This window comes from Thermocrinis minervae (assembly GCF_900142435.1).
Taxonomy (GTDB): Bacteria; Aquificota; Aquificia; order Aquificales; family Aquificaceae; genus Thermocrinis_A; species Thermocrinis_A minervae.
Genome location: NZ_LT670846.1, coordinates 774,905 through 790,239 on the forward strand (window position 1 = coordinate 774,905; position 15,335 = coordinate 790,239).

General features: G+C 43.5%; 9 protein-coding genes. 4 read left to right on the forward strand and 5 right to left on the reverse strand.

The genetic code is table 11. From position 1 onward, the window contains the following. Nucleotides 1-14 precede the first annotated feature (14 nt). Nucleotides 15-1,379 carry a cell division protein ZapB gene (locus B5444_RS04270; protein ID WP_079653999.1) on the reverse strand — a complete coding sequence of 455 codons (1,365 nt, stop codon included), beginning with the start codon at nucleotides 1,377-1,379 and terminating at the stop codon, nucleotides 15-17. Nucleotides 1,380-1,889: 510 nt separating this feature from the next. On the opposite strand from B5444_RS04270, the gene B5444_RS04275 reads away from it, so the two are divergent. Together B5444_RS04275 and galU are read left to right on the forward strand one after the other, a co-directional pair. Next, complete coding sequence (locus B5444_RS04275; protein WP_079654000.1) at nucleotides 1,890-2,297, forward strand: hypothetical protein; 408 nt, start codon at nucleotides 1,890-1,892, stop codon at nucleotides 2,295-2,297. 130 nt (nucleotides 2,298-2,427) lie between these two features. Continuing rightward, nucleotides 2,428-3,315 carry a UTP--glucose-1-phosphate uridylyltransferase GalU gene (gene galU, locus B5444_RS04280; protein ID WP_154021736.1) on the forward strand — a complete coding sequence of 296 codons (888 nt, stop codon included), beginning with the start codon at nucleotides 2,428-2,430 and terminating at the stop codon, nucleotides 3,313-3,315. Here galU and B5444_RS04285 read toward each other — a convergent pair. Continuing rightward, nucleotides 3,281-5,863 carry a POTRA domain-containing protein gene (locus tag B5444_RS04285; protein ID WP_079654002.1) on the reverse strand — a complete coding sequence of 861 codons (2,583 nt, stop codon included), beginning with the start codon at nucleotides 5,861-5,863 and terminating at the stop codon, nucleotides 3,281-3,283. The genes galU and B5444_RS04285 overlap by 35 nt on opposite strands. A 49-nt stretch (nucleotides 5,864-5,912) precedes the next feature. Between B5444_RS04285 and smc the strand changes: the two genes are divergently transcribed. Further along, the gene (gene smc / locus B5444_RS04290) at nucleotides 5,913-9,368 is read left to right on the forward strand and encodes a chromosome segregation protein SMC (RefSeq protein ID WP_079654003.1); all 3,456 of its coding nucleotides are present in this window, start codon (nucleotides 5,913-5,915) and stop codon (nucleotides 9,366-9,368) included. Here the strand turns inward: smc and B5444_RS04295 are convergent. Genes B5444_RS04295 through B5444_RS04305 form a run of 3 tightly spaced genes read right to left on the reverse strand, consistent with a single transcriptional unit; the run spans nucleotide 9,349 to nucleotide 13,851 of the window. After that, a complete protein-coding gene (locus B5444_RS04295; protein ID WP_079654004.1) occupies nucleotides 9,349-11,793 on the reverse strand; it encodes an ATP-dependent Clp protease ATP-binding subunit in 2,445 nt (814 codons plus the stop codon). The two genes, smc and B5444_RS04295, sit on opposite strands and share 20 nt — an antisense overlap. 58 nt (nucleotides 11,794-11,851) lie before the next feature. Continuing rightward, on the reverse strand, nucleotides 11,852-12,655 hold the full coding sequence (locus tag B5444_RS04300; RefSeq protein WP_079654005.1) for a thiazole synthase: 804 nt from the start codon (nucleotides 12,653-12,655) through the stop codon (nucleotides 11,852-11,854). Between the two features lie 11 nt (nucleotides 12,656-12,666). Continuing rightward, nucleotides 12,667-13,851: a (Fe-S)-binding protein gene (locus tag B5444_RS04305; protein WP_079654006.1), complete on the reverse strand. Its 1,185-nt coding sequence runs from the start codon at nucleotides 13,849-13,851 to the stop codon at nucleotides 12,667-12,669. 80 nt (nucleotides 13,852-13,931) lie between these two features. Here B5444_RS04305 and B5444_RS04310 point away from each other — a divergent pair, with 80 nt between their 5' ends. Beyond that, nucleotides 13,932-15,308 carry a phosphoglucomutase/phosphomannomutase family protein gene (locus B5444_RS04310; RefSeq protein ID WP_079654007.1) on the forward strand — a complete coding sequence of 459 codons (1,377 nt, stop codon included), beginning with the start codon at nucleotides 13,932-13,934 and terminating at the stop codon, nucleotides 15,306-15,308. The last annotated feature ends 27 nt before the right edge of the window (nucleotides 15,309-15,335 follow it).

Below are 15,335 nucleotides of genomic sequence, written 5' to 3' on the forward strand. Positions count from 1 at the left end.
GCCATGGCACACCCTTAGAACATAAAACCAAGGGTAAGCCTGTACTCGTTTTCATCCTTCTTGTTGTCCTTGTAGTTTATCCTTACGTAGTCTGTCTTTATGGCCACCAGTGGATGAGGTTTGTAGGACAGTCCCAGGTTGTATATGTCCCTTCTATGCCCCACCGGCTTTATAAAACCATCAGGAACCTCCTTGTGTGTGTCTATGTTCTCGTAGATACCAAAGAGGTAAAGCTCCTGATTACTCATATCAAAGAGTCTAAAAAGATCGTAAGCGACCTGTACGTAGAAGCCTTGCTGTTTTGACGGAAAACCGTTTATGCCCGCATCCTGTCCTATCCTTTTAGCATCCGTAAAGTTGACAAAAGCCCCTACGAACCTGATGTCAAAGCCCGCATACTGCCACCAGAGGTGGGGAGAGAGCAGGAAAACAGAGCCTACCTTGCTGCCACGCCTTAAGCCAAGGCTTGAATCCATTCCACCCTTGGACTGCACATCTCCATAGAAGAACGATGAACCCAGCTTAAGGTTGTAAGGGAGTTTAAGGTCTATCCTACCTGTAAAGCCGAGCCTGTCGGCGACAGCCCTTGCTCCCCTTTGTTTTAGAGATTGCATTATACGTGTGTTTGACGTTTTTTCATTTCCGTTTATCATAAGACCGTTAGTCACGTAAAACCTGTAGTCTACGTTCTTTATGGTGCCATAGATTCCAAGGCCCATCTCCTCCCACGTGGATGGGATAAGTGTCCTTTCAAGGAAGGGCCTTTGGGCGCTTGGAAAGGTAGGTGGTTCGTGAACCTCGTTTATGATACCAACAGGCATAAGGAGCAAGCCACCTCTGAAGCCAAGCTCTGGCCTGTAGGCGTAATCAAGCATGGCCAGCTCAGCCTTAAAGTATTCTCCTCCAGTTCCTTGCTCTTCGCTGGTTGAAGCATGCTCCAGCTCTAGCTCAGAGGTAAACTTCAGTCTTTCTGTAAAGGCATAGCCAAGGTACACAACGAACCTTTGCATGTCGGCTATGCTTTTGGCACCACCTCTTTTGTCTACGTCGTTGTGTTCAAAGGTGAGCTCTCCGTAACCCCCTACGGACACGCCCTTTGGGTTGAACAGCGCCTTAGAGGCCGCGGGTCCAAGCCCTGAGTAAGATCTAAACTCCACAGAAGGCATGGCGATTTCCAGCCTGAGCTTCCTTATCTCCTCCTTTAAGACCTCACTCTCTTCAGAAGCTTCCTTTTTACTCCTTTCCTGTTCTTCCTTTAGCCTTTGTATCTCATGCTGGAGGGCTTTTATCTGTTCCTCCAGTTGACGGATTTTGTCTTCTGTGGTTTGAGCTAAAGCAAAGCTGGAAAAGAGGGCTCCTAAAAGAAGCACCTTTCTCATGTCAACCTCCTTTATAGAGTTTGAGATTGTATCTCATTTATGCAGAAACTGATATTAGATGTCAATATGATTTATCTCATTTAAGATAAACTCATCAGTTGTTTAGACTTAAACAGGGACAACATCTGCGATGCTCCTTACAGACCTGTGTCCTACAGCTCTGTGCTCTTTGAAAAGTACCCCATCAGCTTACTCTTCTACGACAGCTTTTTAGTTAACTTGTTTTTAACCCCAGCACGCTCATAGATAAAGAACCCCTTGCTAAAAGACCATGATACGTGTAGAAGATCTGTATAAATACTTCCGAGGTAAGAAGGTACTTAAGGGGATAAGTGCAGAGTTCAAGGAGGGCAAGAGAACAGCCATACTAGGACCAACCCGATGGCGGGAGGGTAACCTTTAGGAACAACATTGACCAAAGGAGAGTGATAAGTTACATGCCACAAGAGCCGAAGTTTCCGGAGAATCTTACGGTGCTTGATATAGTGAGGATGGTGGAGGACATAAGGGGTGAAAGATCCAAGGAGCTGGACAGTCTGTTGGAGCTATTCCTCTGTGTTCTTGTCCGTATGTGCAACCCTCATACTTCCTTATCTCTTGGTCTCCATAGCCCTTTATTACTACTTTTACGGTTTTGAGCACATGTACGTATTTCCTGTCCTGCTCTCATCTTCCTTAATTCCTCTCTTCGTTTCTGTCGGCATGTTCGTATCGCTGACCGTAGAAGATAGATTTACTGGCTTGCTCGTAGCTTTGCTTGTATGGCTATTCTTAGCAGGTCTGTACGATGCGTTCATCCTTTACCTGGCTATACTACTATCCGAGTATCCGGTGGAGAGTGTGGTCATTCTCCTGACCATGCTTAATCCCATAGATACCAAACACCGGTCTTTCAGAGCTCCTGAGCTTTGTGGGTAGTTGGCTTAAGGAACGTTCCAGTCTACTCCGGCCTCTCTCCTTCTTGACTACCTTCTTCTATACCTTTTCCTTCCTATTGGTGGGTTTGAGGGCATTTCGCAGGAAGGATTTCTGATAAAATATCCGGATCATGGTCAGGAAAGCCGTTCTACCGGTGGCGGGTTGGGGGACGAGGTTTCTGCCAGCAACGAAGGCCATGCCCAAGGAAATGTTTCCGCTCATAGACAAGCCCATAATACAGTTCATAGTGGAGGAGTGCCTTGATGCAGACATAGAGAACATCATATTCGTCACAGGAAGACACAAAAGACCCATAGAACACCATTTTGACATAAACGCAGATTTGGAAAGGTTTTTGGAAAAATCGGGAAAGTACACTTTACTTGAAGAAATACGGCAAGTAAGCAGGCTTATAAACCCTATATACGTAAGACAGAAAGAGCAGCTTGGTCTAGGTCATGCCGTGCTGACTGCTGAGCCAGTGGTAGGAAACGAGCCTTTCTTAGTAGCACTGGGAGATATAGTACTAAGGGGCCCTTCAAATTCTACAAGGGATATTATCAAAGTGTTTGAAAGATTAAAGAGAAGCGTTATAGCTGTCTTTGAGGTTCCTTATTCAGAAGTCTCCAAGTATGGCATAGTGAAAGTAGAAGATCCCTCCGCAGAACTGTCGCGCATAGTGGATTTGGTGGAAAAACCTAACGTGGATGAAGCACCCTCAAACCTGGCCATAGTGGGAAGGTATGTGTTTACGCCTGCTATCTTTGAAAAGCTTAGAAAGACAAGGCCAGGTAAAGGTGGAGAGATACAGTTGACGGATGCCATAAAGCTTTTGCTTGAGGAGGAAGAGGTCTATGCTTTTAAGATAAAGGCGAAGGTGTACGACACAGGGACACCCCTCGGTTACCTTCAGACCCTTGTTGATTTTGCTCTGCACAGAAAAGACCTAAAGGACGAATTCTTCCTCTTCCTACAGAGGATCGTCAATAGTAGTAACCTACAGCCAGATAGAACTTAGCTCTTTTCATATGATCCGTAGGTAAGGCCACGTATACCCTCAAAGGTCCCACAGGTGTCTTCACCCCCCCTCCAATACCTACGTCCCACTTAAGAGCTTTTATCACATCTGGAAACCTGTTGCCCACTTGTCCTACATCCACGAAAGGAAAGATCATGAAAGAACCATGTACATAAAGGCCAAACTCAAGCTTTCCAAAAAGGTAGTATCTTCCTCCATTTGGTTGGCCCACGCTTTCGTAAGAGTATCCCCTTAGGTTGTACAGCCCACCTAAGAAGAACCTGTCAAATATGGGTGCATTTCTGGAAGCGTAACCGCCCTCCAGCTTGAAATCAAGGTCCACACCCTCCTTCAAAGGTATCAGGTAAAAGGTCCTAAGGTCTACTTTGTAATAGCTTGTATCACCTTCCGCCCTTATAAGGCTAATGTTCTCGTACTGTAACCTTTTAGGTGAGAAAGGGTTATCCTTGTACTCCCTTAGGAGAAATATACCGTACTTTTTAAGATTCAATGTTTGCCCACTAAAACGGTTTGTGGTGATAGAAAGTACAGGTCCTATGGAGGTCCTTCTTGTAAGCCTGTATCCTACGCTTAAAGAAATACCTTCCGAAGTCAAATCGTAACTAAGATGGTTTTCGTAGTTCTTAAATATAGAAGATTTAAACCATAGTTTTCTTGTAAAAATTGCGTTATCTGTGAAGTTTAGAGAGTATATCTCCTGTTTAGCCGTTTTCCTGTAGCTAAGTTCCGAGTTTAGACCAATTCCGAAAAGGTTTTTCCAGCCTACGTACAGGTCTATACCTAGCTTTTCCTGAGTGTTGTAGAGTAAAGATATGTCTAGGTACCCTCTTTTATCTTCTTGGAGCTCAATAAGCCTGTGAACTAATTTCTTATCTTTATCAAGAAAGGTATCTATTTTTATACCCGCAAATAGTCCGCTTGCATAGTAAGTTTCGAGAGTTTCATCGTCAAGGTTTTCTGAGTAATAAGTATCCCTTACAGTCATGTACCTTAATTCACTAAGGCGTGTGTGGTTGTAACCGTAGAATAGATCGTCTCCAAGTTTGTACCTTGTACCTTCTGAAACTTTGTAAATATATGTGTAGTACGTGGTGTCTCCTTCTGTTTGGATGTTTACCTCTGGAAGGTAATCTCCTTCCATGTAGCCCTTTTCTTTGAAGTACTTCTCTATGGATAGGTTTAGATCTTCTATGAGCTTAGTGTCGTATATGGCTGGTAGCTTTGAATTGGCTTTTTTGAATATTTTCTTTATATTCTTGTTGTCTCCCTCGTACACGAAAGCCTTAATGACTTGTCTTGTACCCTTCTGTATCATAAACTTGATATAGACTTTCTTAGACTCCTTATCTACGAACTTTTCTACATACCCTTCAGCTAGGGTGTATCCTCCATTTTTAAGGCGATCGATCTCTTTATTCAGCCTTTCTTGTAGTGTTTCTTCATCGTAGTAACCTATGTATTCATCTCCCATGTAAGCTCTGTATCTTTCTCCCTCTTTTACACTAAACTCTACTCTTCTACCTTGCCATTCATAAGACACTTGTACGTCAAAGAAACCCTTACTTTTATAAAGCTCTTCTATTTTCTGCTTTGCTTCTTCTAGAGAGAGTGGATCTACACCCTTGTAGCTTAGATCGGTAGCTTCTAGCAACTCTTCTGGCTTAAAAAAGTGGGCTCCGTTGAAATAAAACTCATACTTTTGACCTTCTATAACTTCAAACACGGGTATGGCAACGTAACCTCTTCCTGTGAGAGCTTTTAGGGTTGAGATGGGGCGGGTAAAGAGGTTTGAAATACCCTCAAAGAAGGCAGAGGAAAGGGATAAAAACCCTCCTCTTCCACTGTAGGGTAGGAGTACCTTCCACAAAGGCTTATTCAACCTCTCTTTTTTCACACTTTCAAAGTAGACAAAGCTATCCAGGTACCCTTTTCGAATGTAGACATCTTGAAGTTTGAACACTAGCTGCGCCAACTCTTCCTGTCTAGCTATCCTACCCTCTACTATGTTCAAAGCCTTATCCAACTCCTTTGGGTTTATAGTAGTACCTTTGTACATACCACCCCTTAGAAAGTAAGCTTGTCCCTCATGGATATGTATATGTATGCGTGCTTTTCCGTCCTTGTCCACGTCTATGTTTACCTTTACCTTTGCATCCAGATAGCCTTCATTTTGGTAAAGTCTCAGTAGTTTGTTCTCTATATCCTCACTGCTAACATCCTTCAAAGCTTGGCCTTCGTAGATACCAAGGTAGTTCAATATAGTAGCTTTCCAGAGAGCTAAGTTCCCTTCTATCTTTACCTCTTCTATTATAGGGTAAAGCTCTACATGCAACTCTACGTTATCGTTTATTCTTATAACGCTTACATCTTTTACTATGTCCAGAGACTTTAACATCTGCACGACTTGCATGTAATTGTTTTCGTTTACCACATCTTCCAGGTTTGTTCCCGAAAGGGGATAGTTAGAAGATATGTAGACTTTAGAAAAGGCCAAGAAAGGAATTAAGATTAAGATTAATAGTATCATCCCACTTTAACCCTCTTTAAGAAAGTGATATTATAAAAATTCGAGATTCATGAAAGGGTTTATAGACCTTTTGGTGGTTGAAAACTTCAAGTCCTACGGTGAGGGTAAAGTAGAGATCCCGCTAGGGAAAGGCTTCATAGCGGTGGTAGGTCCTAATGGGGCCGGTAAATCAAACATAGGGGATGCTATATCCTTTGCTCTGGGTCTTGCCACGGCAAGAACCCTTAGGGCTAAAAACCTAAGCCACCTTATCTTCTCAAAGGATGGGAAAAGGGCAGATTACGCCTACGTGGAGGTTCACTTCAAAAACTATGGAGCATTTCCTACACATGAAGAGGATGTTGTTATTTCAAGGAAGGTATACAAAGATGGTAGAAGTGTTTTTAGGATAAACGGTGTACAAGTAAGAGAATCGGAACTGGCAGAGTTTCTCTCCAAAGCTGGTCTATACGAAACAGCTTACAACATAGTGCTCCAAGGAGATGTAGTGCGTTTCTTGAAGATGACACCAGTGGAGAGAAGGAAGCTAATAGAAGAGATAGCGGGCATAGGTGAGTTTGAAGAGAAGAAACAGAAAGCGTTAGAAAACCTTGGTCAGGTAGAACTGAAAATAAGAGAGCTAAGACTTCTGATAGATGAAGTAGAGCTTCAGATGGAAAAGCTATCGGAGGAATTAAAGAGGCTTGAGGCTTACAGAGAGTTGGAGCACAAGAGGAAGGTACTGCAAGCTAAGCTCTACCAAAAAGAGCTTACAACGCTAGAAGACAGAATCAAAGAACTTTTCTCACAGAAGCAAGCTATACATGACCAGCTAGAGCAGCTAAAAGGCACCATAAGGCAGCTAGAGGAAAAGCTAAAGGAGAAGGAAGAGCTTTTAGAAAATACTAACAGAGAACTTTTGCCATATAGGGAAAAGGTAGGAAAGTTAAGCTCTGACTTGGAACATGCTGAAGAGAAGATAAAGGAGCTAAACAGAAGATCCTTGGAACTAAACCAGGAGGTAGTTTCTGCTACAGAAAGGGAACGTATCTTTCAAAGGACGCTGGAAGAGCTAGAATTTCAGATTAACACTCTACAGGAAAGCATAACTGTGAAAGAGGAAGAACTTAGGGAGCTTGAAGAGGAAGCCCAAAAAATAAAGGTAGAGCTAAGTCAGAAAGAAGATGTGCTCAGGGTATCCCTTGAAGAAGCTCACAGAGCTGAAGAAAAGCTAGGCCAAATGAACAAAGACCTAAAGGAGAAGAAAAACAGGCTTTCTTACATACAGCTCAAGGTAAAAGAGCTTGAGATGAAAATACAAAAGGTAATGGAAGACATACAGAGACTTTCAGACGAAGCCAATAGTATACAGAGTCAAAAGGAGGAGCTCCTCTTAAGCTTGGAAAACTACCGCAAGATGTTGGAAGAAGAAAACATATCCCTCTCAAAGAAAAGGATGGAATTAAAGGAAGCGGAAGAGAGGCTAAATGAAATGAGAAAGGCGAGGGAGGAGCTTCTCAAAAAGATGGCAGTGCTTGAGGATACTTTAAGTAGAATCTCGCCTGAAAGCCTTCCCTTTGAAGGTATAGAAGGAGTATACGGAAGAGTTTCTGACCTTATAAGTGTAAAGGATCCTCAGCATATAAAGGCTATAGAGGTAGCAGGAGGCGGTAGGCTTTCCTTTGTTGTGGTGGAAGACGAAGAGGTGGCCAGGAAGTGCATCCAAAGGCTAAAAGAGCTAAAGCTTGGGAGGATGAGCTTTATACCTTTGAACAAGGTAAGAGAGCAACCCCTTCCGCCATACCCTAGGGTCAGGGGAGCGTTGGACTTTGTGGTGAAGCTAGTAGACTACGATCCTAAGTTCAAGAAGGTAGTATCTTTCGTGTTTGGAGATACACTGCTCGTGGAGGACTTTGAAGCTGCCAAGAGAATAGGCATAGGAACTTACAGGATGGTAACCTTGGATGGAGAGCTCTTTGAAAAGAGTGGAGTCATAAGTGGTGGCTCTTATGAAGTTAGGGGTGAACTAGGTAGAGAGGTTTACATAAGGGAGCTAGAAGATCTAAAAAAGCAAGAGGAGAAACTTTTAGAAAGTTTAAAGAAAGAAGAAGAACGTGTTAAGAGACTAAGGGAAGAGCTGGTAGAGAAAGAGGGAGTCTTACACATACTTCAAAGGCGCATAAAGGAAATAGAGGAAAAGGAAAAAAAGGATCTAGACAGACTAAAGGATATAGAAAACAGGATAATCAAAGCCCAGGAGTACATAACCATCACCCAAGAGGAGATAAAAAAGCTACAAGAGGAAGAAAAAAAACTCGTGGAGGAGATAAACTACCTAGAAAAGAAGATAGAAAACATCAGCATAAAGAGACAGTCTATACTTAGCCACTACAAGGAGCTGGGCATAGAAGAGTTAAGAAGACAGTATGAAGCGGTTGAAAGCAAACTCAAGCTAAAAAGAGAAGAGCTTTACAAGCTTCAGGTGGAGCTAAAAGAAAAAGAAGCACAGAAAGAAAGCGTTTTTAAGGAGATGGCAAGAGTAAAAGCACTTTTTCAACGTGTGGAAGAAGAACAAAAGGAGATATCCCAAAAGCTTGCATACCTCACCTCACACAAGGAACGCCTGCAAGAGGAGCTCAAAAAACTAAACGAGGAAGCGTACAAGCTTTATAAACTCAGGGATGAGCTTGAAAAGGAGATAAAGGATCTTCAGATAGAGCTTGGAAGGTTAAGGCTCCAAGAAGAGGAGAAGAGTACATATCTCAATTCCATACTTGTAGAGCTGGCAAAGCTAGAAGAAAGAACAAAGGAACTGAAAGAAAAGCTTGCATCTCTTGGTGTAGAACAGACACTTCAGGTAGGCGAATCTATAAACTCTCTGAGGCAAGAGCTTGCGGCTGTAGAGAAGAGGCTTGAAAGGTTTGGAAACGTAAACTTTATGGCTGAAGAAGATTACAAACAAGCTTTAGACAAACACAAGGAACTTACAGAACGCTACAACAAAGCAAAAGAGGAAAAGAAGGCAATAACAGAACTCATACAGGAAGTGGAAAGTAAAAAGCTAAAGGCCTTTATGTCAGCCTTTAGAGCTATAAACGCAAACTTAAAGAGGGTGTTCGCCTACCTTTCTCCGGGTGGAAGGATAAACATGGAGTTGGAAAGGGAAGACGACCCATTCTCAGGTGGTATACACGTACACATAAAACCAAGGGGAAAGGACGTCCAGTACATGGAAGCCATGTCTGGAGGAGAGAAAACACTTGCAGCTCTCTCTCTTATCTTCGCAATACAGGAATACAAACCCTCTGTGTTTTACTACTTTGACGAGGTGGATGCCCACTTGGATGAAGCAAACGCTGTTCGCGTAGCCCAGCTCATAAAGGAAAAATCTAAAGAACAGCAGTTCATAGTAGTTACCCTCAGGGAGGCTATGGCGGAGTTTGCTGACAAGCTTATAGGAGTAAGTGCAAGAGGGGGAATATCAAGGGTATTCCCCCTCCAAAACATCACTCAGAACGCTCGCTAAAGGCTACCTCCATCTTCTTACTCTTCTTTACGGGCTTTAGGTAAGGCTTGTCATCCTTTACTCTGATCTCAACTGTGTTCACATCCTTGAGGGTGCCCTTTATAAGCTCTTCTGCTAACAGGTCTTCCACATGACGCTGCAGCGCCCTCTTTATGCTCCTTGCACCGTACTCAGGCCTGTACTCTTTATCTATAAGCCAGTCTACAAAGCTTTTGTGCGCTTTGACCGTGACGTTCCATTCTTGTAGGTTCTTGTTGATCTCGTTGAGCTGCAGCTCTACTATCTTGGCTATGTCTTCTTTTTCCAGTGGTCTGTATACGATTATCTCGTCAAGCCTGTTGAGGAATTCGGGGCTGAAGGTCCTCTTGACCTGATCCATGACGTTCTTCTTCATCTGCTCAAAGTCTATAATGCCAAACTTCTTCTCAAACCCCATGGTGGAGCCGTAGGCTATCATCCTAGCCCCCAAGTTGGATGTTAGGATGATTATGGTGTTGGAAAAGTCTACTACCCTTCCCATAGAGTCTGTAAGCCTTCCGTCGTCAAAGATCTGCAGGAATATGTTGAAAACGTCTGGATGAGCCTTTTCTATCTCGTCAAAGAGTAGAACAGAGTAAGGTCTTCTTCTTACCCTTTCAGTAAGCTGTCCGCCTTCCTCGTAGCCTACATATCCTGGTGGTGCTCCTATTAACCTGGAGACGGTGTGCTTTTCCATGTACTCGGACATGTCAAACCTTATGAGGGCATCCTCCGTTCCGAAGAGGTATTCGGCCAAAGCCTTGGCTGTTTCTGTCTTTCCTACACCTGTGGGACCTAGGAACAGGAACACTCCTATAGGTCTGTGTCTACCCTTTAGACCTACCCTGGACCTTCTTATGGCCTTTGCTATGGCTTTTATGGCTTCATCTTGACCTATAACTCTCTTCTTGAGCTCGTCCTCTATATGAAGGAGTTTTTGCATATCATCTTCATGAACTCTCTTGACGGGTATACCTGTCCATCTGGCTACTACTTCTGCTACGTCCTCTTCTGTAACCTTAGGTCTGTTTTTGCTCATCTCTTGCTTCCAGTGTAGCTTCATGTTTTCAAGCTTAGCTCTTAGCCTTAGCTCTTCGTCTCTTAACTTGGCAGCTTTTTCATAGTCTTGCTCTTCTGCAGCCTTTTCCTTCTCCCTTTCTATCTCCTTGATCTTCTCTTCCAGTTCTTTTATCTCAGGTGGGTACTGATAGGACTTTAGTTTTACGAGGGATCCTGCTTCATCCATGACGTCTATTGCCTTATCTGGTAGGTTTCTGTCCGTTATGTACCTTACGGAGAGCTGTACAGCTTTTTCTATGGCTTGAGGTGTGTATTCTACATTGTGAAACTCCTCAAACTTGCTCTTAAGACCGTAAAGTATTTTGATAGTATCCTCTTCAGAGGGTTGTTCTACTATGACGGGCTGGAACCTTCTTTCCAGAGCTCCATCTTTCTCTATGTACTTCCTGTATTCATCCAGCGTTGTAGCACCTATTACCTGTATTTCACCTCTTGCGAGGGCTGGCTTTAGCATGTTGGAAGCATCGATAGAACCTTCAGCAGAACCTGCTCCCACTAGGGTGTGTATCTCATCTATAAAGAGGATTACGTTAGGAGCCTTTTCTAGCTCCTTGAGTATGTTTTTCAACCTTTCTTCAAACTGGCCTCTGTATTTGGTACCCGCTACCAGAGCTGCCAGATCAAGGGCTACAACCCTCTTACCTTGCAAAGGTTCTGGGACCTCTCTGTTTGCTATCCTTTGAGCTAGACCTTCCACTATGGCTGTTTTTCCTACTCCAGGATCTCCGAGCAGTACTGGATTGTTCTTTCTCCTCCTTGAGAGTATTTGGATTACCCTTTCTATCTCCCTTTCTCTACCTATGACTGGATCAAGCTTACCTTCTCTTGCCATCTGTGTAAGGTCTCTGGAAAACCTGTCTAGGTTGGGCGTGGGAGCGTGCTTTATCGTCTCTTGAGGTGGTAGCTCTCCTAGTATCTGTAGGACTTCCCTTCTTACTGTGTATTCGTCAAGGCCGAAACCTCTTAGTATCCTACCACCCAGACCCGTCTTCTCTCTTACTACACCTATGAGTAGGTGTTCGGGGCCTACGAACTGGTGATGGAGTATGCGCGCTTCCTCTACTGCAAACTCAAGGACCCTTTTGGCGTCGGGCGCAAAGAGGATTTCACCCGAATGGGTCCCTCTTGTTACCTGTCCAAGTATAGCTTTTCTTATCTTTTCCGGCGTGAGTCCTGCCCTGGAAAGGATCAGGGTAGGCAAGTCCTCTTCTTTTATTAGAGCCAAAAGTATGTGTTCGCTTCCTAAGTATGTATGTCCAAGCTCAAGAGCTTCTTCTCTTGCTTGGAGTATCACCTGTCTTGCCTTTTCTGTAAACTTCTCAAACATGGCCTTTCACCTCACTACTTAATTAAGATAGGTTCTAAAGGTGGCTTTTTCAAGGATCCTAGGACTTGAAAGGAACTCCTCTGGTAGGTGAAGAAGGAACGGCATAAGTTCTCTTTGGCATCCTTCCTGCAAGGTAAGATAATCTTCCAGCTATCACTGCATACTTCATTGCTACGGCCATCTTTATAGGATCCTTTGCCTCGGCTAAAGCCGTGTTGGTAAGGATGGCATCCACACCTAGTTCCATGACAGGTGGTATGTCTGCCGCTGAACCTATACCTGCGTCTACTATTACGGGGACAGAGACAGCTTCCTTTATAAACATTATGTTGTATGGGTTCTGTAGACCAAGACCAGAACCTATGGGTGCTGCCAAGGGCATTACTGCGGCACAACCTATGTCTTCGAACTTTTTGGCGTACACAGGATCGTCAAAGATGTAAGGGAGTACTACAAAGCCTTCTTTTACTAAAAACTTGGCGGCTTTGTAAGTTTCCTCCATATCGGGGAGTAATGTCTTTTGGTCTCCTATGACCTCAAGCTTTATCCAGTTTATGCCTGTTGCTTCTCTTGCCATCATGGCCGTCTTTATGGCCTCTTCTGCTGTGTAGCATCCAGCTGTGTTGGGCAGTATCAGGTACTTGTTGGGGTCTATGTAGTCCAGAAGGTTTTCCTTGGTAGGGTCTGTGATGTTTACCCTTCTTACTGCAACGGTTATTATCTCTGCACCTGATGCTTCGAGGACTTCCTTGTTCTGCTGGAAGCTTTTGAACTTTCCAGAACCTATGATTAACCTTGATTTAAAACGCCTGCCTGCTATCTCGAGGTAATCATCCTCTAAGAGCTTTTCGTAGTCAAGCATGCATATAAAATTTAATCCTGCTTTAGTCTTTCTGCAAGATAGTCGGCTATGTGCATTACCTTTTGACCAGTCTTGTGCTTTATACATCCGTCCTTCAGGTTTAGCACGCATCCTGGACATGCTGAGAGAACTACATCTGCCTGTGTCTTGCTAAGGTCTTCTATCTTCTCCTTCTGGACTTGATCCGAGATCTGAGGGTTTGTTATAGAGAACAGGCCAGCAAAACCGCAGCAGGATTGGTCTTTTTCGGCCTTTACAAAGGTATCGCCTTCTACCTTCTTCAGAGCTGTATAGAAGGTTTTTGGGTCTACCTTCATGGCTGAGTAAGAGTGACAGGGTACGTGGAAGGTAGTCCTTTTTCCATCTCCTTTAAACTCTAGATCTTGGATAAGCTCCACGAGGTCGTAGACCTTTTTGTTTAGTCCATAATCTTCGCTGAGAGCTCCTCCGCATGTGGGGCATGCAACCACAAAGGCGTCAAAAGAGTACTTTTCAAACTCCTTCAGGTTATGTTCTTTTAGGCTTTCAAAGGTTTTGGTGTCTCCAGAGTAGTAGTGGGGTGCTCCACAACAGCGTATGTCCTCCGGGACTATCACCGTATAACCTGCTCTGTTTAAGAGTTTTATCACGTTCTTGCCTGTACTCGTCTGGAACATGTCTATCATACATCCTGTGAAAAACAGAAGGGTAGCCTTTGGATTTTTTACGTCAAAGACCTTACCTCTGAGCTCAAAGGCATCTTCCTTAAACTTGGGCATGTACTTTTTGGCACCAGTTGGAAAGAAAACCTTTATCTCATCCTTTGGAATGAACTTAAAAACTTTACCAGCCAACGGTACCAGCTTTCTACCTACTTTGGACTGCATGAGTTCAAGGCCTTTTAGTCCAGCCTTCTTTACTAAACTCTGACCTAGTGTCTGATTTTGAAGCTCTTTTGCCTTTACTAGTATTTCCTTGTAGTGGACGTCATTTGGACATATCCACTCGCAGCGCCTGCACATAGCACACTGATCCCACTGAAGGGCTACCTCTTCCGTCAGCGGAAGCTCACCCTTTAAAACCATCTCGGCCAGGGCAAGCCTTCCCCTTGCAAAGCCCCTTTCTTCCTCTATGTATGGATAAGTAGGACACACGGATTTACACAGCCCACACTTTACACACTTTTGAGCAAGTTCTAAAGGTATCTCCACCATCATAGTTCTTTATAAAGGTATTCTATACACGTATAAGCGTTTATGATGATTGTTAGTCAAAAGCTTTAAAATATTGTCTGGTCATGATAAAGTTTGGCACAGATGGATGGAGGGCAAGGATAGGAGAAGACTTTACCTTTGACAACGTAAGGAAGGTTGCTCTAGCTCATGCTAAGGTCCTTCAGAGGAAGAACCTAAGAAAGATCTTTGTAGGTTATGACCATAGATTCCTGTCAGAGGAGTTTGCCAAAGAAGTAGCAAGCGTCTTTAAAGTAGAAGGTTTTGAGGTTTTCTTATCTTCAGAGCCTTGCACTACTCCAATGGTATCCTTTGCTATAAAGTACCTGGGCTTTGATAACGGAGTTATGATAACTGCATCCCACAATCCACCTGAGTACAACGGTTACAAGATAAAGGATTCCTTCGGTGGGTCTGCAACTGTAGAACTTGTCAAGGAAGTAGAAAAAGAAATAGAGAGGATAGAGAAAGTGCCAAAAGAAAGACAGAAGGTAGAAACTCTAAGTGTGAAAGAAAGCTATATAAACAAAATTCGGGAGTTTGTAAACTTAGAGCTATTCTCAGAAAAAGAATCGCGTATGGTACACGATGCCATGTACGGAACGGCGGCTGGGCTCCTAAACCTTGCCCTTAAAAACACAAAGATAGAAGTACATTCCATACGTTCTTACAGAGATCCACTCTTTGGGGGACATCCACCAGAGCCTGTAGAGAAATACCTTAAGCCTTTGATAGAAAAGGTGAGGTCTGGAGATTATTCCCTCGGTGTTGCAAACGATGGAGACGGAGACAGGATTGCACTCGTGGACGAAAAGGGAAGTTTTGTTAACACACAGATGATATATGTGCTCCTTCTCCTACATCTACTCAAGCATAAGAATATCAAGGATGGCATAGTCGTAAAGACCGTATCTACTACGTACCTAGCAGACAGGATATGCCGGGCCTTTGGTGTCAAACTAGTAGAGGTACCCGTAGGCTTCAAGCATATAAACGAGCTCATACTTAAGGAAAAGGTCATATTTGGTGGAGAGGAGAGCGGAGGTTATGGAGTGATCCACTACCTGCCAGAAAGGGACGGACTTTTCAGCGCCCTTTACATCATTGAGATGCTCCACCTTCTAGGAAAGCCACTTTCTGAGGTCATACAGGACATATTCAAGGAGTTTGGTACAGCTTACTACGAACGTGTAGACATGTACGCAGAAGAAGACAAAAAGCAAAAACTAAAGAACCTTATAGAAAATCCACCCCAGAAGCTAGGAAGTTACAAGGTAAAAGAAGTGATAACAAAAGATGGGTTAAAGCTTGTTTTTGAAAATGATGGATGGGTCCTTGCCAGAGCTTCTGGAACAGAGCCCCTCATAAGGATATACGCCGAGATGCCTACTAAAGAAGAGCTACAGCAAGTCATAAAGTCCATGGTAGATATCTTTTCTTAAGAGTTTTAATACAGGTACTTTTAAAAG

What these genes read in the sequence shown, in the direction of transcription:
- B5444_RS04270 (WP_079653999.1), bottom strand. Translation starts at nt 1,379, where the DNA reads ATGAGAAAGGTGCTTCTTTTAGGAGCCCTCTTTTCCAGCTTTGCTTTA.
- galU (WP_154021736.1), top strand. Translation starts at nt 2,428, where the DNA reads ATGGTCAGGAAAGCCGTTCTACCGGTGGCGGGTTGGGGGACGAGGTTT.
- B5444_RS04285 (WP_079654002.1), bottom strand. Translation starts at nt 5,863, where the DNA reads ATGATACTATTAATCTTAATCTTAATTCCTTTCTTGGCCTTTTCTAAA.
- smc (WP_079654003.1), top strand. Translation starts at nt 5,913, where the DNA reads ATGAAAGGGTTTATAGACCTTTTGGTGGTTGAAAACTTCAAGTCCTAC.
- B5444_RS04295 (WP_079654004.1), bottom strand. Translation starts at nt 11,793, where the DNA reads ATGTTTGAGAAGTTTACAGAAAAGGCAAGACAGGTGATACTCCAAGCA.
- B5444_RS04300 (WP_079654005.1), bottom strand. Translation starts at nt 12,655, where the DNA reads ATGCTTGACTACGAAAAGCTCTTAGAGGATGATTACCTCGAGATAGCA.
- B5444_RS04305 (WP_079654006.1), bottom strand. Translation starts at nt 13,851, where the DNA reads ATGATGGTGGAGATACCTTTAGAACTTGCTCAAAAGTGTGTAAAGTGT.
- B5444_RS04310 (WP_079654007.1), top strand. Translation starts at nt 13,932, where the DNA reads ATGATAAAGTTTGGCACAGATGGATGGAGGGCAAGGATAGGAGAAGAC.